Annotated in this window: 19 protein-coding genes; 9 read left to right on the forward strand and 10 right to left on the reverse strand. The window is 43.0% G+C overall.

The features are described 5' to 3' along the window. Nucleotides 1–430: 430 nt before the first annotated feature. The 4 genes from yciH to R7Q47_RS05795 form a co-directional block, all read right to left on the reverse strand. Entirely contained in the window at nt 431–742 is a 312-nt protein-coding gene (gene yciH / locus R7Q47_RS05780) for a stress response translation initiation inhibitor YciH (RefSeq protein ID WP_005376292.1), read from the reverse strand. Nucleotide 743: 1 nt separating this feature from the next. After that, nucleotides 744–1,130, reverse strand: a complete 387-nt coding sequence (locus R7Q47_RS05785; protein ID WP_005376294.1) for a DUF3319 domain-containing protein — start codon at nt 1,128–1,130, stop codon at nt 744–746. Between the two features lie 128 nt (nt 1,131–1,258). Next, nucleotides 1,259–2,248 carry a D-alanine--D-alanine ligase gene (locus tag R7Q47_RS05790; RefSeq protein WP_033907069.1) on the reverse strand — a complete coding sequence of 330 codons (990 nt, stop codon included), beginning with the start codon at nt 2,246–2,248 and terminating at the stop codon, nt 1,259–1,261. Nucleotides 2,249–2,397: 149 nt separating this feature from the next. Next, on the reverse strand, nt 2,398–2,967 hold the full coding sequence (locus R7Q47_RS05795) for an SPOR domain-containing protein (protein ID WP_005390018.1): 570 nt from the start codon (nt 2,965–2,967) through the stop codon (nt 2,398–2,400). A gap of 236 nt (nt 2,968–3,203) precedes the next feature. On the opposite strand from R7Q47_RS05795, the gene R7Q47_RS05800 reads away from it, so the two are divergent. After that, nucleotides 3,204–5,837, forward strand: coding sequence for a bifunctional acetate--CoA ligase family protein/GNAT family N-acetyltransferase (locus tag R7Q47_RS05800; protein WP_248486342.1), 2,634 nt, complete (start codon nt 3,204–3,206; stop codon nt 5,835–5,837). 77 nt (nt 5,838–5,914) lie between these two features. Here R7Q47_RS05800 and R7Q47_RS05805 read toward each other — a convergent pair whose 3' ends face one another. Continuing rightward, on the reverse strand, nt 5,915–6,802 hold the full coding sequence (locus R7Q47_RS05805) for a LysR family transcriptional regulator (RefSeq protein WP_318088682.1): 888 nt from the start codon (nt 6,800–6,802) through the stop codon (nt 5,915–5,917). Nucleotides 6,803–7,033: 231 nt separating this feature from the next. Here R7Q47_RS05805 and R7Q47_RS05810 point away from each other — a divergent pair, with 231 nt between their 5' ends. Beyond that, on the forward strand, nt 7,034–9,172 hold the full coding sequence (locus R7Q47_RS05810; RefSeq protein ID WP_053303617.1) for a TonB-dependent hemoglobin/transferrin/lactoferrin family receptor: 2,139 nt from the start codon (nt 7,034–7,036) through the stop codon (nt 9,170–9,172). Between the two features lie 335 nt (nt 9,173–9,507). Here R7Q47_RS05810 and galE read toward each other — a convergent pair whose 3' ends face one another. Both galE and R7Q47_RS05820 read right to left on the reverse strand, forming a co-directional pair. Then, the gene (gene galE, locus R7Q47_RS05815; RefSeq protein WP_005376309.1) at nt 9,508–10,524 is read right to left on the reverse strand and encodes a UDP-glucose 4-epimerase GalE; all 1,017 of its coding nucleotides are present in this window, start codon (nt 10,522–10,524) and stop codon (nt 9,508–9,510) included. Between the two features lie 54 nt (nt 10,525–10,578). After that, nucleotides 10,579–12,537 (reverse strand): diguanylate cyclase domain-containing protein, encoded by a 1,959-nt coding sequence (locus tag R7Q47_RS05820; protein ID WP_213962459.1) that lies wholly within the window; start codon nt 12,535–12,537, stop codon nt 10,579–10,581. 319 nt (nt 12,538–12,856) lie between these two features. Between R7Q47_RS05820 and R7Q47_RS05825 the strand changes: the two genes are divergently transcribed. The 3 genes from R7Q47_RS05825 to R7Q47_RS05835 are packed head-to-tail and all read left to right on the forward strand — an operon-like array spanning nt 12,857 to nt 15,227. Next, the gene (locus tag R7Q47_RS05825) at nt 12,857–13,612 is read left to right on the forward strand and encodes a 5-oxoprolinase subunit PxpA (RefSeq protein ID WP_005386314.1); all 756 of its coding nucleotides are present in this window, start codon (nt 12,857–12,859) and stop codon (nt 13,610–13,612) included. Further along, on the forward strand, nt 13,612–14,295 hold the full coding sequence (locus tag R7Q47_RS05830; protein WP_213898332.1) for a 5-oxoprolinase subunit B family protein: 684 nt from the start codon (nt 13,612–13,614) through the stop codon (nt 14,293–14,295). The genes R7Q47_RS05825 and R7Q47_RS05830 overlap by 1 nt, the downstream gene beginning before the upstream one ends. Continuing rightward, nucleotides 14,292–15,227: a biotin-dependent carboxyltransferase family protein gene (locus tag R7Q47_RS05835; protein ID WP_318088683.1), complete on the forward strand. Its 936-nt coding sequence runs from the start codon at nt 14,292–14,294 to the stop codon at nt 15,225–15,227. The genes R7Q47_RS05830 and R7Q47_RS05835 overlap by 4 nt, the downstream gene beginning before the upstream one ends. A 28-nt stretch (nt 15,228–15,255) precedes the next feature. Here R7Q47_RS05835 and R7Q47_RS05840 read toward each other — a convergent pair whose 3' ends face one another. From R7Q47_RS05840 to R7Q47_RS05850, 3 genes are all read right to left on the reverse strand, one after another. Further along, entirely contained in the window at nt 15,256–16,695 is a 1,440-nt protein-coding gene (locus R7Q47_RS05840) for an FAD-dependent oxidoreductase (protein WP_213962460.1), read from the reverse strand. 352 nt (nt 16,696–17,047) lie between these two features. Further along, nucleotides 17,048–19,504, reverse strand: coding sequence for an ABC transporter permease (locus R7Q47_RS05845; protein WP_213867710.1), 2,457 nt, complete (start codon nt 19,502–19,504; stop codon nt 17,048–17,050). Then, nucleotides 19,504–20,196: an ABC transporter ATP-binding protein gene (locus R7Q47_RS05850; protein WP_005376323.1), complete on the reverse strand. Its 693-nt coding sequence runs from the start codon at nt 20,194–20,196 to the stop codon at nt 19,504–19,506. Before R7Q47_RS05850 ends, R7Q47_RS05845 begins: the two co-directional genes overlap by 1 nt. On the opposite strand from R7Q47_RS05850, the gene tesA reads away from it, so the two are divergent. The 4 genes from tesA (at nt 20,195) to R7Q47_RS05870 (ending at nt 25,897) form a co-directional block, all read left to right on the forward strand. Next, on the forward strand, nt 20,195–20,797 hold the full coding sequence (gene tesA, locus R7Q47_RS05855) for a multifunctional acyl-CoA thioesterase I/protease I/lysophospholipase L1 (protein ID WP_005376324.1): 603 nt from the start codon (nt 20,195–20,197) through the stop codon (nt 20,795–20,797). The two genes, R7Q47_RS05850 and tesA, sit on opposite strands and share 2 nt — an antisense overlap. An 82-nt stretch (nt 20,798–20,879) precedes the next feature. Continuing rightward, a complete protein-coding gene (gene fabV / locus R7Q47_RS05860; RefSeq protein WP_213867709.1) occupies nt 20,880–22,079 on the forward strand; it encodes an enoyl-ACP reductase FabV in 1,200 nt (399 codons plus the stop codon). Nucleotides 22,080–22,259: 180 nt separating this feature from the next. Further along, nucleotides 22,260–24,170 carry an EAL domain-containing protein gene (locus tag R7Q47_RS05865; protein WP_213962461.1) on the forward strand — a complete coding sequence of 637 codons (1,911 nt, stop codon included), beginning with the start codon at nt 22,260–22,262 and terminating at the stop codon, nt 24,168–24,170. Between the two features lie 71 nt (nt 24,171–24,241). Then, a complete protein-coding gene (locus tag R7Q47_RS05870; protein ID WP_213962462.1) occupies nt 24,242–25,897 on the forward strand; it encodes an ABC-ATPase domain-containing protein in 1,656 nt (551 codons plus the stop codon). The last annotated feature ends 57 nt before the right edge of the window (nt 25,898–25,954 follow it).

Below are 25,954 nucleotides of genomic sequence, written 5' to 3' on the forward strand. Positions count from 1 at the left end.
GAGCAAGATGCAAAACCAACGTGCATGGTGTCGGACGTAACCAAAGATACAGTTCAAGTGGTCGCTGTGGTGGAATCGAAGTTCATGGCCCATACAAGACAGCTGATGAAGCTTGCAAGGAAGCAAAAGCCAAATACGGCGTAACTAAGCTGACTTCACCAATGCTAATCTTCTAACTCTCAAGTTCGTATTATGTATATTATGTTAAATTGTCTATTGCCATACGCTAAATGTTGTCTGAGTATACTCCTATTCCCCTGCAGATTTTAAATTTAAGGGCCTTACTGTAAGTATTAAACATAATGGTTATTTACCATAAAATAGCTAATATCGATCTATCAATCTACGATTGCTTGCTCTTCAATTAGCAACTTATAAAAAATGGCGTCTATTTCTTTAGACGCCATTTTTGTTTACTGGAAATATTAAATTAGCCACCGGCTAATTTGACTGTCATGCCTTTCTTTTCAAGATGTGCCTTGATCTTGTCTCTAGCATCACCTTGAATCTCGATATTGCCATCTTTTACAGAGCCACCACAGCCACAGACTTTTTTGAGTTCTGCCGCTAATAACTTTAAAGGTGCATCATCCAAGTCTAAACCTGTAACAATGCATACGCCTTTACCTTTACGGCCTTTCGTTTGGCGCTGAATCCGAACAACACCATCGCCTTTAGGGCGAGATACTTTTTCTTCTTCCGGTTTAATTCGACCGGTTTCTGTTGAATACACCAGAGTCATTCTATTGTTTCTTTTGTTGTTGAGCTTGCATCGCTTTTTGCTTTGCAACCAAATAAGCTTCGATATGGCGTTGAATAGCGGCTTTACTGCCCTTAATCAGTTTACCATTAAACATACAGTACCAAGAGTTAGGTTGGCCTGTATCGTTTTGAATAGTATAGCCGTTAAAGACCTCTGATTTTGCAACACCAGTTTGCTGCACTCTTTGTCCGAGTGAAGCAAACTCTTTGGGATCAATAATCGATGCGGTGTCACACCACCAATCAATGCTTTTCTTTACCGCCGTCAAACTGCCCTGTAAAACGTGGTTCTTGATTTTAACCTTCCAAACACTGCCATCTGATCCGACTGACTGCAGGTTAAAACCTCTATAATTTGAAATCGCCATACCACTGAGTCATCTGTTTAATGCGTTGATATAATCATAATTGCTACTGAGCAATATTCAAATACGGCTTGAATAATCCTTGCTCTAGAAAACAACTTGTATCATAAAACGCGTCTCGATAACGTTAATCACTTTGCACTGTTTATACAATCTTCCAAGAACTCATGAAATTTGTGCCCGTTGTTTTGAAGCATTTTAGGGAACATTGAGATCGGAGTCATTCCTGGAAATGTGTTTACTTCGTTTAAGTAAATCTCATCATCTTCCGTTAGGAAAAAGTCGATACGAGATAAATGACGAAGATTCATTTGTTTAAATACCGTCTCTGACGCGTGTTGGATGGAATCTAATTGTATTTGAGTTAGATTCTTCGCCTCAACTTCTGTGAGCGAGTGACTTGAACTGCTGTACTTTTCATCGTACGAGTAAAAAGCACCATCAGGCGCGATGACCTCGCCTGGCTTAGTGATATGTAGTTGGCCATTCATCTCATATGCAGCAACTTCAAGTTCTCGAGGTTTTACTGCTTTCTCAACCAACACTTGGTCAGAAAACCCAAAAGCATCATTTACTGCATTAGAAAGCTTGTCTTTTTCTGTGACACTGTAACAGCCAACGGAAGAACCTTGGCGAGCGGCTTTAACAAAAACTTTTCCCCACTTTTCAAAGGCTTTATGAGCTTGAACGTGAGCTTCTTCATCGTTTCGCGTTAAGAATAAGTATGGCGTATTGGGTATGCCAATAGCGTCGTACCAAAGCTTAGATGTGATTTTATTGAAACTATTGCTACTCGCTTCTGGCCCGCAGCCAAGATAAGGAATACCTGCGATTTCAAACAGAGATTGAATGTCGCCTGTTTCGCCAGGAAAACCATGTATACAAGGCACGATGAAATCAATGGTTTGATTAGATTCACTTGAGCACAACTGCTTGGTATTGAGATCCAAGTAAACCAACTCACCTTGGTTGGTCATCCAACCTTCGTTTTTTATTTCTACGCGTGTAACGTGAACGTCTTCAATAAGATTTAGTTGTTGTTCGACAAAGTTTGCAGACAATAATGAAATCTCGTGCTCAGAAGAGCCACCGCCGCATAGTAAAAGAATATTTTTAATCATGAATCCATCTTTCCGTGACCTACAAAAGATACTATTTATTATGATAAACCTTTGAAGTGTGACGTACAGTAATTTTAATGTGAGGAATGTTGTTCGAATAGGATTTGAGCAAATAAATAAGGGAGCTATTCGCTCCCTTATTTGATGTGTTAATTTAATTTGTTAAGCGTTGGGTAAGCTGAGTTTTTGATTGCATCAATGCTTTTAACAAATGGTCTTAACTGCTGAAATTGAGCTGGCAAAGTCGAAATCGCTTGCTTGGCTTCTGCGCTTGTTGCGTAGTCTCCGTATAAAACTGAGAACCACTTAGTACCGTTTACAACTTTGTAGTTTTCCCAAATTGGCTGACCGTTCTGTGGCAGCTTATTTGCAAACTGATCGACTTTAGCTTGGCTACCCACAGCTGCGACTTGAATGGTATAGCCGAATCGTTGAATGCCAGCTTGCTTTTTACTTGGTGGTACGATCTTAACTGGCTTCGCCTGCTCTTTTGGCGTTAGCTTGACTACTTTCTTTTCTTCAGGCTTTGCCGTCATTTTCACAACAGTTGGTTGTACGTCTTTTTCTACTACAGCGTTTTCAGACGCCATAATTGGTTTAGAGATACGATCTGATTTGTAGTCCTCTCGGTAACTTTCTGAGGTCACATCCGTGATGTAAGTTTCAGATGCACAAGCAGAAAGCAGAACTGACAAGCCGATGATTGCGATTTTTTTCATGAAGTAACAAATGCTCTGGATAAATATTACGATAAATCATGCCGATAGCAGGGCCGTTTATCAAGCATCAAATACAATAATCTGTGATTTTGATGTGATGAATAACACAAACTCCATAAGCATCGTACACATTTTCTGCAATGTCTGGTCTGAAGATGTTTTATCAGTAAATTATTCGTTTATGATTGATATGAAACCGAGAAGCCAACGTGACTTACAAACGGCCAGGAGTCAGCATGAATAAACTACATAAACTCTTTAAACCCAACTCTGTGGCCGTTATTGGGGCATCTCAAAAAGCATTGCGAGCAGGACATGTTGTGATGCGCAACCTTCTACAAAGTGGATTTGGTGGCGCGATTATGCCAGTAACGCCGCGATATAAAGCCGTATCTGGCGTGATCGCTTACTCTGATGTAGCTTCCCTGCCCTATACGCCAGATATTGCAATTTTGTGTACGAACGTTTCACGTAACGAGCAATTGCTTAAAGAGCTAGATGAGAGAGGCACACCGTTTGCGATTGTTATCTCTGATGACCCTAACCCTTTAGATATCTCATCATTGAACATTCGAGTCTTAGGCCCAAACAGCTTAGGTATCATCCTTCCTTGGCACAATTTTAACTGCACGTTTTCCCCTGTTGCAGCTAAACCCGGAAAAATTGCTTTCATCTCACAATCCGCGGCGGTTTGTACCACGGTTTTAGACTGGGCAAATGATAAGAACATTGGTTTTTCTTCGTTCATTTCGATTGGGCGCGGACAAGATATCGATTTTGCAGATTTGCTCGACTATTTGAGTATGGATGGAAACACTGAAGCTATTCTGCTTTATGTTGATAATATCCAAGACGCTCGCCGATTTATGTCTGCTGCGCGCGCCGCTTCACGTAACCGACGTATATTGGTGCTAAAAGCGGGCCGCTCTAAAGAGATGAATACTTTTGAGCAGCAAGACGGAGATACACTTGACGTAATTTACGATTCTGCTATTCGCAGAACTGGTATGTTACGAGTCAGCAATACGCATGAGCTTTTTGCCGCGGTAGAAACACTCACGCATTCTGTGCCACTTCGTGGAGAGCGTTTAGCGATCATCACCAATGGCGGCGGCCCTGCTGTTATGTCCGTTGATACTTTGATTGAACGTGGTGGCCAACTCGCAACGCTTGATGACGCTTCCATTGAGCAATTACAAGCAGTACTTCCATCCAACTGGCGTGCTCGAAATCCAATTGATCTGTCTGGTGACGCAACCCAAAAACGCTATATTGATACCATTAACGCACTGATGAATAACGACTGTGCAGATGCGATATTGATTATGCATAGTCCTTCTGCTGTTTCTGATCCTCTTGAAACTGCTCAAGTCGTTATTAATGCCATCAAATCTCACCCTCGGCATAAGCATTTTAATATCTTGACCAACTGGTCAGGAGAACAAACGTCGAGAGAAGCGCGACTGGCCTTTACTCAAGCAGGCATTCCAACCTATAGAACACCTGAAAGTGCGGTTGTAGCATACATGCACTTGGTCGAATACAGACGAAACCAGAAACAACTAATGGAAACGCCAACGACGGCAGAGCCATTACATTCTGGAAGTGTGAGTTCAGCAAAAGAATGGGTAAACGAACGACTACTGGATAAAAACACAGTCACCTTGGATACGCATCAAACCAGCCCATTATTTAAGCTGTTCGGGTTTAACGTTTTGCCTACGTGGATTGCATCTGACGACATTGAAGCCGTTCATATGGCAGAAAATATTGGATATCCTGTTGCGGTTAAATTGCGTTCTCCAGACATTCCTCATAAATCGGATGTTCACGGTGTCGCTCTAAATTTAAGAAACAGTCGAGAAGTTTCCAACGCAGCGCTATCCATTTTAGATACCGTAAAGCTCAGCTACCCTTCCGCCAATGTACATGGGCTGTTGGTACAAGGGATGGCAAAGCTCGGCAGCGCTGAAGAGCTACGGATTAGTATTGCAGTAGATAAAGTCTTTGGACCAGTGATCTTGCTTGGTCAAGGCGGCTCTGAGTGGAATATCGCCCAAGATGCCGTCGCTGCACTTCCTCCTTTGAACATGACGCTTGCGCGCTACCTTGTCGTTGTTGCCCTAAAGTCTGGAAAGATTCGCCTGCAGAAACACAAAGATGCGCTCGATATTACTGAGTTGTCGAAGTTCTTGGTTCGTATCTCCCAAATGGCAGTTGAGTTACCAGAAATACAAAGGCTGGATATCCATCCAGTGCTGGTATCCGGAAGCGATTTAACTATCCTTGATGCAGATGTCACACTGTGTAAATACGAAGGAGACGCCCAAAAACGGCTAGCGATTCGCCCTTTCCCGGCAGAGTTTGTCGAAACTGTAACGCTTCGAGATGGCCAACCTATCCTGCTTCGCCCTATCTTGCCTGAGGATGAACCGCTGCATGCTCAATTCATTAATAGCGTATCGAAAGAAGATCTCTATAAACGTTTCTTTTCTGAAGTTGGAGAGTTCAACCATGAGGCTTTGGCAAACTTTACTCAAATCGACTACGACCGCGAAATGGCGTTTGTTGCGGTAGCGTTTAATACTGACGGACCGTCTATCATAGGGGTAGCCCGCGCATTGATTACACCAGACAATAGTGACGCTGAGTTTGCTATTTTGGTTCGTTCAGATTTGAAAGGAAAAGGTTTAGGCAAAGTGCTGATGCAGAAAATAATCAGCTATTGCAAAGTTAAAGGCACAAAGCAAATGTCTGGAATGACCATGCCAACAAATAGAGGAATGTTGATGTTGGCTCAGAACTTGGGGTTTGAGATCGATGTCCAGTTTGCAGACGGTACGGCAGATATGGTGCTCCCTTTAAATTGAAAAGCTCAGCATTAGCGATGACTTTTACTTCTTACATTCGATAATCAATGGGAATTTAAGAAGTAAAAGTTACGTTGTTACTTTAGTTTCCAATTCTTTTTTAGGTACTGAATACACCAGGATTTTGCTTCACCCATAGTGTTCCGGCGCCATGCCAAAATAATATCCATCGGCTGTTCTTCAGTGCCTTCGATTCCTTTCAATACACCACTATCAATAAGAGGTTGCGCAATTTGGCTTGGTAATGTACCAATGCCTAAACCTGCAGTGAGCGCTTCTACTTTTGCCGTAAAGTTGGTGACGGTCAAGCGAGGCTGTTTTTGAATGATATTAATTGAGAGCGCGGGTTGCTCACGTGCGGTATCTGCAATAGCAATAATCCGATACTTTTCTCGCGCTGCTTCATCAAACTTACCACTACGCTTGTGAACATAGTGATCAGCGGAAGCTACCCAATACATACTCATTTTACCAATTTTTTCTGACTTAACTTCTTGAGGAAGCGTATCCAGTGATGGGCAAATCAGTAAATCAGCTCTCCCCGTATTCAACGACTCCCAGCTACCAGCCAGAATCTCCTCTTGCAGCCTGACTCGAGTTGAGCTGACCTCGGCCAGCGCATCAACCATCGGGAAAAAGTTGGATATAGGAATAATGCCATCGAAGGCAATGGTAATATCCAGTTCCCAGCCATTCGCCAATAACGTTGCATCGTTCACTAACTTTTCACTGGCTTGTAAAATGGCTCTTCCTCTTTCAAGAATAAGCTTACCTGCTTCAGTAAAATGGGCTTTGTGACCAGAGCGATCGAAGATAATAATGTCTAAGTCTTGCTCGAGTTTCTGGATTTGATAGCTCAGCGATGACGGGGCTCTGTCTAACTCATTCGCAGCAGCAGCAAAACTCCCTCTTCGATCAATAGCATCTAGAATATGGAGTGCTTCTAACGTAATTGGACTCTGCACACGGCCTCTCTTAATGTGATATTCATCACATTCGTTGTATTTGGATGAACTTATCAAGAACTAACGACAAATAATATAACATATTGATAACTAAAGACTAGGAATGCTCATAGCCTAAGAAGAAGATTCAATACAAATCAATAAATGACAATGGTAATGATAGTAATTACCATTTAGATCCATTAATATCCGCGTGTTGTTACCTATTATGGATCTAAGGTATTGAAGCCAATGTATAAAAAATCAATTTTGTCAGCCTCCATTTTAGTTGCCCTTTCCCATACTGCTTATGCGGAAGAAGCTTCTAAGTTTGAAGAAGTCGTTGTGTCGGCCACCCGTACCAACCAAACCATAAACACTGTTGCTGCTTCTGTTGCTGTTGTATCAGAGAAAGACATCGAAGAAAACATGGTAAAGGACTTGAATGATCTATTCGAGTATACGCCAGGTGTTACTGTTAATGGCACTCAACGCCAAGGCGTCCAAAGTATTAACATTCGCGGGATGGAAGGTAAACGAGTTAAAATCTTAGTAGACGGTGCATCTCAACCAGGTGTATTCAGCGGTGGACCATATTCGTTTATCAATTCTAGTGCCGTTACTGTCGACCCCGATATGCTAAAGAGTGTCGAAATTGTTAAAGGAGCAGCTTCTAGCCTACATGGTAGTGATGCAATTGGCGGTGTTGTCGCATTCGAAACAAAAGATCCGAAGGATTTCCTCAAAGATGGTAAAGACTTTGGTGGTCAAGCTAAACTCTCTTATTCATCGGAAGATAACTCTTTTAGTGAGCATGTAGCTTTAGCAAAGCGTTTCGGTAATACAGAAGCACTTATAGCCTTTACACGCCGTGATGGTGCAGAGCTACAAAATTTCTCTAAGGCGCCTTACGATAACTATTCTGTGGACAACCAAGATTATTACAAAAACGATCTATTGGTAAAACTTCAATCTCAATTGAATGACGCTCATCGCTTGGAGTTCTTGGGAGAAGTTATTTACAACGAGACTGACTCAGAGATCGCACATAAAAGTTACAAAAACTTCAACGCTGAAGACACAACCAAGCAAAATCGCATTGGGCTCAAGCACATTTGGTTTGCAGATGCAGCTATCTCGGATACGATCACGTCCAAGCTTACATGGATTGGTAAAGAAGAAAACGGCGTGTCTAATCGCTTTATCGAAGCCAGCCCTGGTTACCCACCTTATGTACCGCCTAGTGGTGACAACCAACAGAAAAAAGATTACGAATATACTGAAGACAAATTTGAATTCGAAACTCAGTTAGATAAAGAGATTCAAAACCACTATATTGTTTACGGAATATCGTACAAACATAGTGACATCAGTAATACCAATCGCGAGTTTAATTCCGATCCTGGCACGCCAGATACTGTTTACGTTTACACACCGGATGCAAAAGAAGAAAGCTTTGGTTTATTCTTGCAAGATGAAATTTCGCTTCTTAATGACAAGCTAATTCTGACTCCAGGTGTGCGTTACGATTACTTCTCTACTAATCCTTCAAATACTTCTGAAGAGTCATTCGAGAAGTTTAGCGACTCTGCATTAACTGGTCGTTTAGGAGCAACTTACTCTGTATCGCAACCTGGCACGATCTTCGCGCAAGTGAGCCAAGGGTTCCGAGCGCCATCGTTCGACGAGCTTTACTACACCTACGATAATCCGGCTCATGGCTATACCAACCGCCCTAACCCAAATTTGGGATCTGAAAAGAGTTTGTCTTATGAACTTGGTTACCGTCATAACACTGCAGCGTCTGCAACTGAAGTAGCGTTCTACTACAGTGATTACAGTGACTTTATTGAGCAAACGTCATCAAACAATGGTGGTTTAACTGAATTCACAAATATCAATATTAGTGAAGCAAACATTAAAGGGGTTGAGCTCTCTAACCGTCTTGATTGGCATGCTATTGCCGGTCTTCCATCAGGCGTAACAACTCGCTTTGTTGCAGCATACACAGAAGGTGAAGATGGTGATGGTAATCCTTTGAACAGTGTAAACCCATGGAATGCCGTGGCTGCTGTAAATTACGATTCACCAAATGCACTTTGGGGGACAAGCCTAAAAGTAAACTACACGGCTAAGAAATCGAACAGTGATATCAACTCTGATGGTGATAAAGGCGGAATCAAAGACCAAGTTGCTTTGCCGTCTGCGACAGTCGTTGACTTAACGGCGTACTACAAACCAATGAAAGATATAACCATTCGTGCTGGTGTTATGAATCTAACGAATGAAGAATACCATCTTTGGAACGATGTTCGCGGTAAGACTGAGTTAAGTCGAGACAAAACGCAAGCTGAGCGTAATTACAACATTAGTGTTAAATACGAGTTCTAAACCTTAAAAACACAAAAGCCAGCGTAATGCTGGCTTTTTTTATGGCTTTCATTTCAAAAATGTAAAGAAAAGTATGAAAAATGAAAGTTTACTGTTTTGCCATCTCTTTTTTCACCATTACTGCTGCTGCAATGATGAAAGTGATGATCAGACCGAGTTCCATGAACTACCCCAATAGCTATGAGAAAATTTATAACCCAAATTAAGAGTCGGGCATAGTTTAACAGCTCTATATATACTTGCTACCTTTTAACCAGTAATTTACGATTTTTTCCGATTTGGATCAAAAAAGACGCAATCACGCGCCTTTTTGTTACTATTATGTAAATTAAAGATTAGGCGTCTGGATAACCTTGAGGGTTAGTAGACTGCCAGCGCCATGTATCGCCAGTCATTTCTTCTAGAGTGCGAGTTGCTTTCCAACCTAACTCATTCATCGCTTTTGATGGATCCGCCCAACACTCTGCAATATCACCTGGACGACGCTCAACAAGTTGGTATGGGACATCTTTACCACTTGCGGCTTCAAATGCTTTCACCATGTCCAGTACACTGTAGCCGTTACCAGTACCGAGGTTATAGATATGAAGGCCAGCTTTGCTACCTACTTTTTCTAATGCAGCAACGTGACCATCGGATAAGTCCATTACATGAATATAATCACGTACGCCTGTGCCATCTTTGGTCGGATAATCACTACCAAACACAGAAAGGAACTCTCTGCGCCCTACCGCAACTTGAGAAACAAACGGCATTAAGTTGTTGGGAATACCTTGAGGATCTTCACCTAGCTCGCCTGTTGGATGTGAACCTACCGGGTTAAAGTAACGAAGAAGTGTAATGCTCCAGTCAGGGTTCGCATTTTGGAAGTCGGTTAAACACTCTTCTACCATTAATTTGCTGCGCCCATATGGGTTAGTTGCGCTAGTTGGAAAGTCCTCTGTGATGGGTACAGAAGCAGGATCACCGTATACAGTCGCTGATGAACTAAATACCAACGATTTAACTCCGGCTTCACGCATTGCATCAACCAATACTAAAGTGCCATTAACGTTGTTGTCGTAATACTCTAAAGGTTTTGCTACAGACTCACCGACGGCCTTTAAACCTGCAAAATGGATAACAGCTTCAATATTGTGCGACTTTAGTGCTTCTACCATCGCCAATTTATCTCTGATATCGGCTTTAATGAAGGTTGGCTTTACACCACATACCTTTTCAATTCGATCTAATACCGTAGATTTACTGTTGTACAGGTTGTCTAGAATCACTGGCGTCATGCCAGCTTCGATCATTTGAATACACGTATGACTACCGATATAGCCCATACCACCCGTAACGAGTACTTTCATTTTATTATTCCTTCTGACGCGAATTGAGTTAGTTTAAAGCTTTGACGTTACGATTTAAACTGTCTCTTGTAATTCGCATCCCATTAATATTGCTTGGCCTTTCCCGGCTTTCTTTGCTTGATACATTGCCGTATCCGCACTTTTTAAAACTCGAGTAGCATCGCGCTCATTTACGCCGACTAATTTTACGCCGATACTAACGCCAACTTTGAGTAAGTGACCTTTGTACTCAATTGGAGCACATATGCTCTCGAGCAACTGTTCTGCTATTCGGGTGACCACTTTTTGATTGGCGGGATTTACCAACATGACAAATTCATCACCAGAAAGTCTTGCGATTAAATCACTATGTCTCGTCGCAGATGTTAGACGCTCGGAAACTTTTTTCAAAACTTCATCACCTGCATCATGACCGTAGGTATCGTTAACTTCTTTAAATCCATCCAGATCGAGGTACAAAACTGCAAATTCGTCACGCAAGTATCCAGAGCGTTGTACTAGTTGTTCCAACTCTAAATGGAACTTAGATCGATTGGCTAACCCCGTTAAAGCATCGTGATGAGCTAAATGCTCCAATCGTTCCATCTCTTTTGCGCCTGAAAGGTCGGTAAGAACAATAACCAGATCATAGAAACCATAGTCTTCACACTTAACGATACGATTGACTCGAGCAAACATCGGTACAAACTGACCAATATGGTTCTTCTCGATAACTTCACCTTGCCAAACGCCATAATTTTCTATCGACTCGATGATACTAGGCATCATTTCCTGTAACTTGCGCCACTTTAGCGTTTGGATGAATGACTTCCCAATAAGCTGATCCACCTCTAAGCCGACTAACTTAGTGACGGCAGGGTTTGCCATCGTAATGACACCGCGATGATTAAGAACAATGAGACCATCTTGGCTGCTTTCAAAAACACGTCCCGCAACACGTTGCCGGTTTATGGCTTCTTCAATTTCGGTGATATCTTGAATCGAAAACAGTAAGTATTCATGTGTCGAGAGGCGACGACTGGTTAGGCTCAACTGCTGTTCGTTATCTGCATTTTTGAGGTGAATATCATCGCACTCTAGGCCTCGACTCAGGATCTGACTCAGCTCATTCGGTGTTTTGGTTTTAATTAGATCACGAATATTGGCATATTTAAGTTCATCTAATTTTTTTTGAAATATTTGCTGGGTCGCCGTATTACAATGAATAACACGTCCGGAATTGTCTGTAATAACTAATGCATGCTGAACAGATTCGATAACCTCTTCTGAAAATGCGCGCTTTTGTTCTAGTGTGTCTAGTGAATGTTGCCGCTGCTTCTCACGTACTGTTAACCTGTTCATCATTTGATTGAAAGATCTCGCGAGCTCTCCAATTTCATCGTTGGCGTAATAGCGTGCTTGATTTTCCGTGCTTCGTCCGTGTGTCACATTCTCTATTACGCGGCTAAGCTCCATAACGGGCTTGAGAACAAGCCTCTCGATACTTATGTAAAAAACAGTGCCACCAGCGATCAGAAACAGAAGAAGTAAAGCGCCATCTTGAAGTAAAGATTGTATGGCTTCTACAATTGGACGATGAGAAAGCGTGACTCTAATACTACCAATGACATAGCCATCATGGATAATCGGCTCTAGAACATAAAGAAATTTGGTTGATAAGGCATAGCCTAGAGCGTGCAACCTACTTCTTTCGGTTTGACTGGGAACGGGTGCTAGTGCCCCACTTATCTCCATAACAGCGAATGGTTGATCATCTTGGTCATAAAGTTTGACCCGCGTTACATTTGGCTGGTTTAAAAAGTTGGCGAGAATAGTTTGAGCTTTTTGCTTGTCCTTTGTCGTCAGCGCATCTTTAATTGAGAAAGAAACGTTGTTAATCAACTTTCTTGTCTGCTCGACCAGTTCATGCTTAGACGATTGGTATACAGTATACGAGGTGTAACCTTTTGAGATAACAAAGATAGCCGTTAAAAAGACCAGAAGAGGCCAAATAAGCTTCGCTCGTAATGACATATATATTCCTGTCGCAGACAACCACAAAAATGACAGAAGAACCATTATGCAATCTATCACCCATGAAGGGCGACAAGATTAACACGATGCTAATGCAAAATAACCTTAAATTCTCAAAAATTGGATGGAAAAGAAACGAAATACCTCAAAATTCGGATCAACTCAAATAACGGCAACATCTTTATGGACTAACGTGATCTTTTTCGTCAGCTATCTGCTCAAAAAGCTTCGTTTTCATGATAGAAGAATGAAGTGAGTCACTGAACCTAGATGCATTTTCCTGCATCGTAAACCCATTGCTTGTGTAGAAATAAAACGTATGACATTGAATAAACAGCAACTTACATTGAACTGTGATATGGGCGAGAGCTTTGGCTCTTGGAGTATGGGCGCAGATGAAGACGTGATGCCCCATGTTGATATGGCGAACATCGCGTGTGGTTTTCATGCCTCCGACCCTAATGTCATGCACGACACCATCACTCTAGCGAATGACAACGATGTTGATATTGGCGCACACCCAGGTTACGCCGACCTACAAGGCTTTGGCAGACGAAGCATAAGCATGACGGGTGATGAAATTACGAACATGGTTATATATCAGGTTGGTGCTTTACAAGCATTATGCCGGGCGCAATACACAGACATCAGTTACATAAAGCCTCATGGCGCTCTATACAACGACATGATGAAAAGTGATGCGATATTTAGAGCGGTAGTAAAGGCGGCAGCACTGTTCAAAGTACCGTTAATGATCCTAGCTTCACAGGAAAACGAAAAATACTTAGAAATCGCAGACGATTATGATGTTCCCTTGCTATTTGAAGCATTTGCAGACCGTTTATACCAAGATGACGGCTTACTGACTCCTAGAACACAGCCCAATGCCGTGTTAAAAAGCGAGCACGCGATACTTGAGCAAGTCCGGACCTTAGCTGACTCTGGGCGTGTCAAAACCGCTTCAGGCGGTTACATATTATTGGAAGCCGACACAATTTGTGTTCATGGTGACAATGAAGAGTCGATCGCGCTGATCCAAAAGATCCGCCAGAGCCTATACGCTGGAGGAAATTAATGCATAAAGAGAAATTTAATATCTCTTTGATCTCCGAGTGCAGTATTTTCATTAAGTTTGATGAGAGTATTTCTGAAAATGCAGTCGGAGAGCTTGCTCGCAGCATAAGAGAAACTTTCGCTTCAATTGTTATGAACGTTGTCCCCTCCTATCAAACTATTCTCATTGATTACTTACCTTTTCGAATCAACGAAAAGAACTTAGCCAATGAGCTGCAACAAATCGTGAGCCAGTTTGATACTCAATCACTTAAGCTTTCCCAGCCGAATCACATTACTATCCCTGTATATTACTCTGAAGAAACCGCGTTAGATCTATCTCGTTTTAAAAAGCGAGGTCTGTCATTAGACGATCTTATTACCCTGCATACGAAAACCGAGTACGCGGTTTCTGCAATTGGCTTTGCTCCAGGCTTTGCATTTCTCTCGGACGTTGATACTCAATTGCACATGGCAAGGCTTGCCACACCAAGAACTCACGTGCCGGCCGGAAGTGTAGGAATCGCAGACTCTAAAACGGCCGTCTATCCATCAGATAGTCCTGGCGGATGGAACATTATTGGTAAAAGCCCGCTTGCGCTCTTCTCCGACTCTCCTCCTTTTATACCGTTTGAAGTGGGTGACAAGGTCACCTTTAATGCTATTTCAAAACAAGAGTTTATCGATTTAGGAGGCGTACTATGAGTTACGGTGGATTACTGGTGGAAAAGCCAGGACCGCTCTCTTTAGTTCAAGACTTTGGTCGTTTTGGCTTAGCGCATATCGGTGTGACTCAAGGTGGCCCGGTCGACGACTATGCTTACAGTTGGGCCAACCATTTGCTTGGTAACGTAGTCAATTGCGTTGCGATTGAAATTACTCTGGGTAACGCTTGTTTTATTGCATTGCATAACTGCCACCTTGCTATATGTGGCGGTGATTTAAATGCAAAAATAGATGGTGAACCTATTTCAAATTGGTCTGACTTTACGTTGAAAAAAGGACAGAAGCTTCAGTTCGGAGTCGCAAGGAATGGACTTCGCTCCTACCTAGCGGTTAAAGGTGGATTCAATGTTGCTCAGCACTTAGGAAGCGCATCGACCGTCTTGCGAGAATCTCTAGGTGGTTATGATTCAAATGGTGGCGCTTTGAAAGCTGGTGATATTCTTCCCTTTGTCCCTCATAACTTACCGAAACGTAAACCAAGGCAAATGACGTTTCGCTTTAAGCCAGATTACAACTTACCCATTAAGCTGAGAGTGATTGAAGGCTATCAGAACGAGGACTTTGATGAAGACGCTCGCCAAGCATTTTATAACAAAGCATTCATCATCTCCCCAAATTCGAATCGCATGGGCTACCGTCTTGAGGGCAATAACATTCGTCCACCTTACGAAGGCGTCCTATCAGAGGGAATTGCATTAGGTTCAATTCAAGTACCTAGCGATGGTAACCCTATTGTGCTGCTCAACGATCACCAGACTATTGGCGGGTATCCTAAATTTGGCTGCGTAGCCCGTATTGATTTACCTAGACTGGCACAGGCGAAACCCGGACAAAAAGTCAATTTTGTTAAAGGAGACAGACTAGGCTTGCAAGAAGTATGGTGCCAATGGGCTCAGTTTTTTGGGTATTAATACAACCACTGAGCCCAAACACAGCCGATTATGCAGGCATACCATAACGCACTGCTAAAGCTTGAGGATAGCCTCGCTCTTGAGTGAGTTTAATCGCGTACTGCTCGACCTCTTTTTCAGACCACTTTACAGCGACCGGATGCTGTGTTTCCACATTTTGGTTAGGATCGATGTCAAACCAGAATTGAAGCATTTTTTGTGCTGCGAGTAGTGTCGATGACGCTTTTACCACCTCTATTCTCGCGTAGTGGTTATCTTCAAAAGTCACATCTGCCGCTCTGAGTACTGGATCTGTGCCGGGAATTTGCTGAGCGCCAAATAATGCTTTTCCTCCTTTTACAGCAGAGTGATAGTCGGGTATGAACTGTGCCATGTGTTTGATGGCGTTGTTCGTTCGCTCTTCTAACACTTCTTCTCTCCAGCCGTTACGGATCTTCGAGAGTAAAGGCATAGGCAGTTCAGGTTGAGCAGATGAGTTCGTGCTCTCCACTAAACCATCTTCAAACAGCGTGATTCCTTTTGTCATACCATGAAGTTGAAAGTAACCATCGCCATAAGGCGTCAATTGAGCCATTCCTTTATCGGTTCCACGCGGGCCATGAAAAATAACTTCTGGCCATTGTTGTTGACAGTCTGCCCACCTCGTAACGTAAGCGGCTTTAAACTCCACCAACCTGTCTCGCTTGGCACCAACTGTGTTGTCAATTGAGCCTGTTTCAAAGCCACACGCGTTAACCAAGTAGTCGCATGTCATCAGGTAATCGATACCTTCACGTTCATAGCCAAGTTGCCAGTGTTCCCCCATCCAATCGGCTTGCTTAAACGTTGCTTGTGTGAAGACCGAAGCATTAGGAAGCGTATCTAGTGTTAAGTTGGCAATTGCGGCGAGGCGAAAAACACTCCAACCATATTCTTGAACTGCGACAACAGGATACTTTAGCGCTTCAAGATCAGCATGTTGAGCAAAAGGAATGCACCACTCATCGAAGTCTGTAGGATGACTTGGTTGAGTACGTTGCGCGAGAGCTTCTAGCTCCGCTTTTGAATAAAGTTTGTAGTATTCGCTTGGTTCGCCGAGCACTTTATTACTCTCATCTATATCAACGAGCGTCTGATAAGCACTTTTCACAACCTCTAATCGCGGAATTAGTGTGGATGGGTCTCCACCATCGGAATGAGGAACCGCGATGATTGTCGGACGAATATTCAGTGAAAGCGGATACAGGCGAACAGTATCAATAGATTGTGCTAACAAGTCTAAGCATTGTTGCTCGGAAATCTCTCGATATAAATTACCACCAGCATGTAAATGACAAATGGGTGGACCATTTACTAGTGATACGCCCTTCTCTATTACGGAAACTTTAAAACCCAGCTCCGCAAAATGAATTGCTGCTGTTGCACCTGCTACACCGCCACCAACAACAGCGATATGCTTATCTTTATAACTTGGAAACTCAGACTTCATTGCTTCACTAAAAATTTTATAAGGACAATTCTTTACTAACGGTGGATTCTACTCGTGTTTAGACTTGATTAAAATCACAAAAAGTTCATGGGTTTGCGAAATATCCAACAGCGCCTGTAAAGTGCATTAAAGTAGAAAAAATTTGCGAAAAAGTACTTGACGACATGGTTAAGAAGACACTTTTTTGTGTCTATGTGAATAAGAATTTCACTGTAAGACCCATGGCGCAAAGCCTGCAGAAACACCCCACTTTTTACACCATTTAGTTATCCCAAAAGTTATCCACTGTTTTTGTGGATAACTAAAATAAAAGTGTCATGGAGTGTTCCAAACTTGATAACACTCGCTGCGATTAAGTGTTTACTGGCGTTAACAATCTTTTCAACAAACTCATCACTACAAGTGCCAACGTAACAAATGTTGCAAGCGGTAAAGCTATCCACAATTCGGGGTGAATTTGTGCATTGAGATCGAACCCATATGTCATGACTGCGGCCACACAAATTTCCGCAGCGAATACCGCAACACCACTAGCAATCAACGCCATAATTCCGTACTCGGCCCACAGGGTTGTGTTGATCCGTTTCTTACTTGAACCTAATGTGCGATACAAACGAATCTCTTGTTGACGTTGGGACAAGCTTAACCTCAGTAGAGTAAAGATGAGCAGCAGACCAGCAACAACGCCTAAAAGAGCAAGGATGGTGATTGCTGATACGATTTGCTGAATCAAAGCCTGAATTTTCTCGCCCATAGTTCGGATATCTAAAACAGAGACCGTTGGGTGAGCACGTGACATTGACGTCAACAACGCTTCATTTCCTTCTTCAATCCTATAACTGATGAGGTAAGAACCAGGTAAATTAGCCATCACGTCAGATGAGAAAATAAAATAAAAGTTAGGCTTCATGTCACGCCATTCGACATAACGGATGGTATCTACTACTGCATCGTAATTCTGACTGTTTATTACAAAGCGCAGCGTATCACCGAGTTTGATGCCTAAGTCATTTGCTACATCCGCTTCTACAGATACACTCCCTTTGTTTGTCCATTCACCCGAAAGCACATCATTATATTCTGGTAGGCTATCTCCCCATGTCAGGTTTAGCTCTCGACGTATCGCGTCAGAACCTTCTCCTTCGTACTCAACCTCTTTGACGTTTTGACCGTTGATCTCTGTTAGTCGTCCACGAATTATTGGATAAGCTTGTGACCGCGTAACTCCGTTTTTATCTAGGGTTTCTAGGTAGTTATCGAGCTCATAATCACCAATGTTCAAAGCGAACACATTTGGCGCGTCTGCAGGTAAGGTTCTCTCCCAATCAGCGAGAATATCGCTGCGCACAAGCCAAATGATAGACAGCAACATCAAAGATAATGCCAAAGCACCAAACTGTAGACCGCTGGTTACTGGCGTCCGGTTGATACGACTCAACGCAAGCTTCATTGCAGGATGGGTTGACACACGTGCAAACAGCTTTGTGAGTATGACGCTAACTGCTGCGAGTACCACAAACAGTACCGCTATACCAGTGAGCACGATCCAAACTAAGGTGTTATCTGCATACAGTAAAAGCAATGGAACAACGGGAACTAGAACAAGTAACATTCGCTTCCAAGAACGTTGCGCTTTACCCTGCTGTAGCACTTCTAACGCGGGAGTTTTAATCAAGCCTAACAATGGTATACCGAGAGCAGGCACCGTAATCAAGACTGCTGAGATAAATGCCACCAAAAATGGTGTGACACCGTAACCAGGGAGTGGATCGGGTAATAAGTCTTTGAGTGGAATGCGTAATAAATATTCCAGCCCGCTCCCTAACAATAGACCGACGACACTGGCACTAATGAGAAGGATTGTGACTTGAATAAATAACCACTTTTCAATCCATCGGCGACTCGCACCAAGACTTTTCAACATCGCGATAGTTTGTGTCCGGCTGTTCACGTAATTTTGACAAGTAAGAACCAATGTTGTCGCTGCCATAATGATGACAATCGCTACGGTCAACGACAGATACTGCGTCGTGCGTTCAAAAACCTCATTACTACGACTGGCAGTATCTTGCGTGCGCCAGCGATCGCTCGGAGAAAGCTGCGTATCATCTTGTAAGCTATTTAGTGTTTTATCATCGGCTTGTAAAAACAGACGGTATTGAACTCGGCTCCCAACTTGAATTGCTCCTGTTTTATCTACGTCACTTTGATGAATGTATGCAGAAGGCATTTGTTGAAATGGATTAAAGCTCAAGCCTGGTTCCATCAATACTGCGCCTGATACAGTAAACTCGGCATCGCCTATCGTGACGCTGTCACCTGACTTTACGCTTAGTTGAGTCATAATCCGCTCATCAAGCCAGAGTTGGTTCTCTTTAACGCGACCGGCTGGATTATTTTCAAGAACGAGCTCTCCCATTAAAGGGTAATTATCATCCACCGCCCTTACAGAAATAAGCTGCATACCATTATCGCTAAATGCCATAGTGGCAAAGCGTGTCATCGTCGAACGGTCAAGGCTTTCAGTCGAGGCTAACAACGTGTCCGGAATGGGATTAGCAGACACAAACACCGCATCTGCCGTTAATGCGTCCTTCCCCTGCTTGACGATCACCTGCTCCATTCGTTCTGCTAATGCAGAAAGCGCAAAGATACTCGCAATCACGAGAATAAGAGCAACGCTAATAGGCCAAAGATTCCCCTGCCTTATTTCGCCGAAACTCCAGCGTATCAAACTTTTATTCGACGAGTGCTGTGTTGTACTGTTTTGCTCTGTGGATGTTGCTTCACTTGATGATACTGCAGACATTATATCTCCTCCTTAAGCTCACCCGCCTCCATACGATAGATACGGTCACATCGGCTTGCTAGATGACCATCGTGTGTTACTAAAATCAGAGTTGTCCCGTGCTGTTCATTAAGATCGAATAGCAGCTCAATCACTTTGTCTGCGGTTTGATGGTCAAGATTGCCGGTAGGCTCGTCTGCGAACAACAGCTCAGGCTGTGTCATAAATGCACGCGCTAGCGCAACTCGCTGTTGTTCACCACCAGATAACTGGCTTGGTAAATGGTCGACACGTTTTTCCAATCCAACAGCAGCTAATAATTCCGCTGCTCTTGCTTCATCTTCGGCTTCACCACGTAAAAGACAAGGAAGTGTGACATTACGTAATGCACTCAAACTCGGGATTAACAGGAAACTTTGGAAAACAAAACCTAAAGAGTCAGCCCGAATTTTCGCGCGTGCTTCATCGTCCAGTTTTGATAATTCATGACCTAATAAAGTAATTTCGCCTGATGTCGGCGTATCAAGACCAGCTAGCAACGTCATCAATGTTGACTTACCTGCACCGGAAGTTCCGACGATGGCGATTTTTTCTCCTTTTCGGATGTCAACATTTACGTCTTTGAGGATTGTTAATTGTTCTTGATTAGTAGAGACTTGTTTAGAAACCAAATTGGCTTGAACAATAGGTGCATTAAGTACAGGTGTTTGCATGATTCGTATACTTTCCTTAGTTCTATTTTTTTGTTTTTCCGCTACTGCACATGCGAGCGAAAAGCTACTTGTCTTGGGTGATAGCTTGAGTGCAGGCTATCAGATGCCGATCGAAGAGAGTTGGCCTAGCTTACTCCCTGATGCGTTGTCAGAACATGGTCAAGATGTAACAGTTATTAATGCCAGCATTTCTGGCGATACAACCGGCAATGGCTTAGCACGGTTACCTCAGTTGCTAACTCAGCATAGCCCTGACATGGTACTTATTGAGTTAGGTGCCAACGATGGACTGAGAGGTTTCCCTCCTAAACTTATTACGTCGAATCTTTCAAAAATGATTACCATGATAAAAGATTCTGGTGCGGACGTTGTCATGATGCAAATTCGGGTTCCACCTAATTATGGTAAGCGCTATAGCGATATGTTTTACGATATCTACCCTAAGCTTGCACAGCATCAACAAGTTGCCTTGATGCCATTCTTCTTAGAGCATGTTGTCACCAAACCAGAGTGGATGATGGATGATGGCCTTCACCCAAAACCAGATGCACAACCTTGGATCGCTGATTTCGTTGCTCAAGAATTAATTAAACATCTCTAATTTTAATGGTCTAGCTCAATAAGTTTTACGTAACTTTACGTTAATCTATTTTCAATTCCACTCATCGAGGATAGATAACAACATGCGAATAGAACCGTTAATTCAAGGTGTTGTTGCTCGCTCTGCGCACCCCAAAGGGTGTCATGCATCTATTAAAGAGCAAATTGAATACGTAAAACGCGCCCCACAGATCAAAAAAGGCCCAAAACGGGTTTTGATTATTGGAGCCTCCTCTGGTTTCGGCCTAGCGGCACGAATCGCCTTAACGTTCGGTGGCGCTAACGCCGATACCATTGGCGTCTCATTTGAGCGTGGCCCTTCAGAGAAAGGGGTTGGGAGTGCGGGTTGGTATAACAACGTCTTTTTTAAGCAAGAAGCAAATCAAGCCGGGCGTACCGCAATAAATATTGTTGGTGATGCATTCTCTGGTTCGGTGCGCAATCAAGTGATTGAAGCCATTGAAACGTACTTTGAGGGTGAAGTTGACTTAGTCATCTATAGCTTGGCAACCGGTGTTCGACCTAAACCTGAATCTGATGAGTTTTGGCGCAGTGTCATTAAACCTATTGGTGAACCTGTCACTGGCGCTTCTATCATGCTGGAGAACGATAAGTGGACAGAAACCACCTTAACGCCTGCAACAGAAGAGGAAGCCAATGCCACCATTAAAGTAATGGGCGGCGAAGACTGGGAAAGCTGGATTGACACACTCATTAATAACGACTCTATCGCAAACGGCTGCAAAACCATCGCCTTTTCTTACATGGGCCCTGACATTACGCACCCAATTTATCTCGATGGTACGTTAGGTCGAGCGAAAATCGATTTACACCAAACCAGTCATTCATTAAACCTCAAACTCGCCAACTTTGACGGCGGTGCTTACGCAACCGTGTGTAAGGCGTTGGTGACGAAAGCCAGTGTATTCATACCTGCTCTAAGTCCTTACCTGTTAGCGCTTTATCGAGTGATGAAGGAAAAAGGTACTCACGAACGCTGTATTGAACAAATGCAGCGACTGTTTACTACGAAGTTATACGATCAAGAGAAAGTGCCAGTTGACGGTGAACGCTTGATTCGAATAGATGACTTGGAACTTGAACCGCAAGTTCAACAAGAAGTCCACGCTCTTTTAGAACAAATGAATGCTGATAACTTTAAAGAGATTGGTGATTACCAAGGTTTTAAAGATGAGTTTATGAAGATCAATGGCTTTAACTTTGAATATGTCGACTATTCGCAAGACATTTCTATTGAATCGTTAATGTCGCTTAAGCCTTGATGCTTGTTATCTGTTTCAAGGATGAGATATGTGACAACTATTCCTAGTCCTGAACACTTTTCAGGACTTTTTTTTGTTTCGAGCCCTAGCCACCCTATACTTAATTAAAAAGCGAGAACAAAATAGAGCAGTCTGCATTTTTAATTCACAGGAAGTGAAACCACGTAAAGGATGACCTATATGGGGAGATTGCAAACATTAGACTACGAAATCCCTGAGTCTATGCGAAGAAGTTGGCAGGAAATCGTCAACTTACTGGCTCAAATAACGCACGTACCCACCACATTAATTATGCGTATCCATCCAGATCGCATAGAAGTAAATACATCCAGCGAAACTATAGGTAATCCTTATCGTACTGGCGATACTGAGTTGCTTGGCAACGGTTTGTATTGTGAGCATGTCATAAAACACAAAAGTGAACTTATTGTCCCAAACGCGCTTGAAGATGAAGAGTGGCAAAATAACCCTGATATCAAACTAGGTATGATCTCTTATTGCGGCTTACCGCTATTCTGGCCAAATGGAGAGACGTTTGGAACTATTTGCATGCTTGATTCTAAGGAGAATGAATACTGCGACACTTACCGGCAATTGCTTGGGACTTTTAAAGATTCAATCGAAGCGCAGCTTTCCATCGTGCATCAGCAACACAAACTTCAGCGTCTTAACAACGAACTCAAAAATAGAGTTGAGAATCGCACTACAGATTTGGCGCAGTTAAGTTATTCCCTAACGCAAGAGATTGATCGTCGCAGAGCCGCTGAAAAGCAGGTTAGCTACCAAAAAACACACGATCAAGGAACTGGATTCCTAAACCGAGCAGCACTCGAAAATATAGTCAGTGACACACTCAGAACGTTAGATCACAGTCAGCAATCATTAATCGTAATAAACATTGGTTTTAGCAATGCACGCAGTATCCAAACCCGTTATGGCTTTGAAGCTTTCGACGAAATATTGAAAGAATTTCGGTATCGTCTTGGTAAGCGGGAGTCCAGACATTTTGTTACGGGGAGGCCTAGCTCCAATGATCTCGTATTGCTCGTTTGGGGCACAGACATCGATATAAAATTGCATCAGCTACTGAATGATATTACCGATATTGGTATGGGAAGTTATTATGTAAAAGACACAGAGGTTCACCTAAACTCTTACATTGGTGTTGTACAAGCTCACCGAACCAGCAATGCTAAACAACTACTCCAGAACGCATGTTATGCCATGCTTTTGTGTAAAGAATCTGGCGAAGCGTATAGTTATTTTTGTGAAAGCCATTCAAATGAACTCAACAACCACAATCAACTGGAAAGCTACTTATTGCAAGCGGTAAGAAACGACGACCTAATGCTCTACTTTCAACCCAAAGTACACCCTCAAACCCACAAGTGGATTGGCGCAGAAGCGTTACTACGCTGGAGGCATCCAATACTTGGCGACGTATCCAACGAAGCATTAATACATATGGCTGAACAAAACGGGCTTATCTTTGAAGTTGGCTCTTTTGTTCTGCGTACCGCGATAGACAAAGCAAAACAATGGTCTGAGTTAATCGATAACTTCAAAATGGCCGTCAACGTTTCTCCCATTCAATTACAAAACGTAAATTTTGCGGAACAAGTGCAACACTTACTCGAGTCTTTTCACTTGCCAGCGCACTTTCTCGAGCTCGAGGTGACCGAGAGCGCTTTAATTGCCGATGAGGTCGTAGCACGCACTACATTAAATAAACTGCACAAACTAGGCGTGACACTGTCACTTGACGATTTTGGTACAGGATATGCCTCGTTCAGCTATTTAAAGAAATATCCATTTGATGCCATCAAAATTGATAAAAGCTTCGTCCAGCAAATGGAAAAGTCGGACGATGACCGCGCGATAATTTGTTCTATCATACACATTGCGAAAAAACTGGAACTCCAAGTCGTGATCGAAGGCATTGAATCTCCCCAACAAGAACAGTTTCTCATTGGTGAGGGCTGTGATATCGGACAAGGTTTTCTTTATGGTAAACCTATGCCTTGTAATGAATTTGAGCAAAGTTTGTTTAATCAGCGCCTTTCTGGCGGGCAATACGCCTACTCTTCCTAAGCATTCTCTTTACTATGAGGGCGGTGGTTTCTATAATCGCCGCCCGCTTCTATTAAAAGGCTAATATCTTCATGGATCAGTTGACTGCCACGCTTAAGAAAATTGAAAAGCAGAACTACCGAGCTTATCAGCAAATCAAAGGTCAATACGACTTCACTGATTTCACTTTGTTTATCGATCATGTACAGGGTGACCCTTATGCATCGGCGTCACGTTTTCGTGCGACTCGCTCATGGTCTTTGACTGGTCTTGAGTGGCTAAGAGACGAGTCTCCTGCATTTCAAAGAGCTGCACGTGATTTTATTGCGCGTAGTTTTGAGCAGTTTGCTAAACAAGAAAACTCAGTATCAATTTCACTGACAGGCCAAACAGTACTGGATAGCACCGCGGTGTTGTTTACTGAAGAAGGTATTGAACTGCGTTTTCGAGTTAACTTACCAGCCGAAGGTCGTTCAGTATTGGGGAAAAAAGCCAACAACATACTGACTTTCCACCTGCCTAAGTTTATCCGTCGAGCAACTTTAGAGCGTGAACTCGACAAAGCCGCTTTAATTAAGCACTGCCAAGTTGTTGAAGACCAAGATGCCCTGCGAGAACAGTTGGAGGCCAATAACTTAGTCGCGTTTGTCGCAAACGGCAGTATTCTTCCTCGAATTGCAGGTAATTGCGACCTTCCTATGAAAGAAGCCGTTGAGTTTAAAGCCCCTGAATCTCTACAAGTCACTTTACATGCGCCAAACAAGGGCCATGTCACAGGATTAGGAATTCCAAAAGGTATCACACTGATCGTAGGTGGCGGCTTCCACGGTAAATCTACCTTATTAAATGCAATAGAGCGTTCAATTTACGATCATATTCCAGGAGATGGTCGCGAATACATTGTTGCCGATAACAAGGCTATGAAGATTCGTGCCGAAGATGGCCGATGCGTACACCACTTGAACCTCTCGAACTACATCAACCATTTACCGATGGGTAAAGATACGGCGGACTTTTCTACTCAAGACGCATCAGGCTCAACGTCGCAAGCCGCTTGGCTTCAAGAGTCTATTGAAGCGGGTGCAAGCACATTATTGATTGATGAAGATACTTCTGCTACCAACTTCATGATTAGAGATGAGCGTATGCAGGCATTGGTGGCAAAAGGTGATGAGCCAATTACTCCTCTCGTCGACCGCATTGGTCAATTACGAGATGATCTTGATATCTCTACCATTATCGTTATGGGTGGGTCGGGCGACTACTTAGACGTTGCCGATACCGTCATTCAAATGCACGACTACCAAGCCGTTGATGTAACTGAAAAAGCGAAAGAAGTTATCGCTCAGCACCCTACTCAACGCCATAACGAGTCAGAAGAACGTTTACAGACCTTCCCACCTCGAGCACTGAACCGCGTTGCGTTGATGAATATTCTCACTGACGGCAAGTTCCGTGTGAATGCGAAAGGCAAAGAGTCACTTCGATTTGGTAAAGAGTTTACTGATCTCAGCGCTTTGGAACAGATAGAGTCAGCCGATGAAGTCAACACAATTGGCTGGTTATGGTTCCAAATTGCTCAACTTCCAGGTTGGTGTAATCATCCGGCGAAGGAGATTGAAGAAATGCTGTCTGGTGAGTGGCATGCCGTTCTTCCTAAGCAAGGCGACTTAGCCAAACCACGCACACTAGACGTTATGGCTGCCCTCAACCGCATGCGAAAATCTCAGTTTAAGTCATCATGCTAGTTTTGATACGCTGACAGAGACAGTTCAATCAAAAGGCAGCTATAGTTAGCTGCCTTC

This window comes from Vibrio sp. Vb0349 (genome assembly GCF_033338975.1).

Excerpts from the sequence above, each read along its gene's own strand:
- yciH (WP_005376292.1), bottom strand. The coding sequence starts at position 742 with ATGACTCTGGTGTATTCAACAGAAACCGGTCGAATTAAACCGGAAGAA.
- R7Q47_RS05785 (WP_005376294.1), bottom strand. The coding sequence starts at position 1,130 with ATGGCGATTTCAAATTATAGAGGTTTTAACCTGCAGTCAGTCGGATCA.
- R7Q47_RS05790 (WP_033907069.1), bottom strand. The coding sequence starts at position 2,248 with ATGATTAAAAATATTCTTTTACTATGCGGCGGTGGCTCTTCTGAGCAC.
- R7Q47_RS05795 (WP_005390018.1), bottom strand. The coding sequence starts at position 2,967 with ATGAAAAAAATCGCAATCATCGGCTTGTCAGTTCTGCTTTCTGCTTGT.
- R7Q47_RS05800 (WP_248486342.1), top strand. The coding sequence starts at position 3,204 with ATGAATAAACTACATAAACTCTTTAAACCCAACTCTGTGGCCGTTATT.
- R7Q47_RS05810 (WP_053303617.1), top strand. The coding sequence starts at position 7,034 with ATGTATAAAAAATCAATTTTGTCAGCCTCCATTTTAGTTGCCCTTTCC.
- galE (WP_005376309.1), bottom strand. The coding sequence starts at position 10,524 with ATGAAAGTACTCGTTACGGGTGGTATGGGCTATATCGGTAGTCATACG.
- R7Q47_RS05820 (WP_213962459.1), bottom strand. The coding sequence starts at position 12,537 with ATGTCATTACGAGCGAAGCTTATTTGGCCTCTTCTGGTCTTTTTAACG.
- R7Q47_RS05825 (WP_005386314.1), top strand. The coding sequence starts at position 12,857 with ATGACATTGAATAAACAGCAACTTACATTGAACTGTGATATGGGCGAG.
- R7Q47_RS05830 (WP_213898332.1), top strand. The coding sequence starts at position 13,612 with ATGCATAAAGAGAAATTTAATATCTCTTTGATCTCCGAGTGCAGTATT.
- R7Q47_RS05835 (WP_318088683.1), top strand. The coding sequence starts at position 14,292 with ATGAGTTACGGTGGATTACTGGTGGAAAAGCCAGGACCGCTCTCTTTA.
- R7Q47_RS05840 (WP_213962460.1), bottom strand. The coding sequence starts at position 16,695 with ATGAAGTCTGAGTTTCCAAGTTATAAAGATAAGCATATCGCTGTTGTT.
- R7Q47_RS05845 (WP_213867710.1), bottom strand. The coding sequence starts at position 19,504 with ATGTCTGCAGTATCATCAAGTGAAGCAACATCCACAGAGCAAAACAGT.
- tesA (WP_005376324.1), top strand. The coding sequence starts at position 20,195 with ATGATTCGTATACTTTCCTTAGTTCTATTTTTTTGTTTTTCCGCTACT.
- R7Q47_RS05850 (WP_005376323.1), bottom strand. The coding sequence starts at position 20,196 with ATGCAAACACCTGTACTTAATGCACCTATTGTTCAAGCCAATTTGGTT.
- fabV (WP_213867709.1), top strand. The coding sequence starts at position 20,880 with ATGCGAATAGAACCGTTAATTCAAGGTGTTGTTGCTCGCTCTGCGCAC.
- R7Q47_RS05865 (WP_213962461.1), top strand. The coding sequence starts at position 22,260 with ATGGGGAGATTGCAAACATTAGACTACGAAATCCCTGAGTCTATGCGA.
- R7Q47_RS05870 (WP_213962462.1), top strand. The coding sequence starts at position 24,242 with ATGGATCAGTTGACTGCCACGCTTAAGAAAATTGAAAAGCAGAACTAC.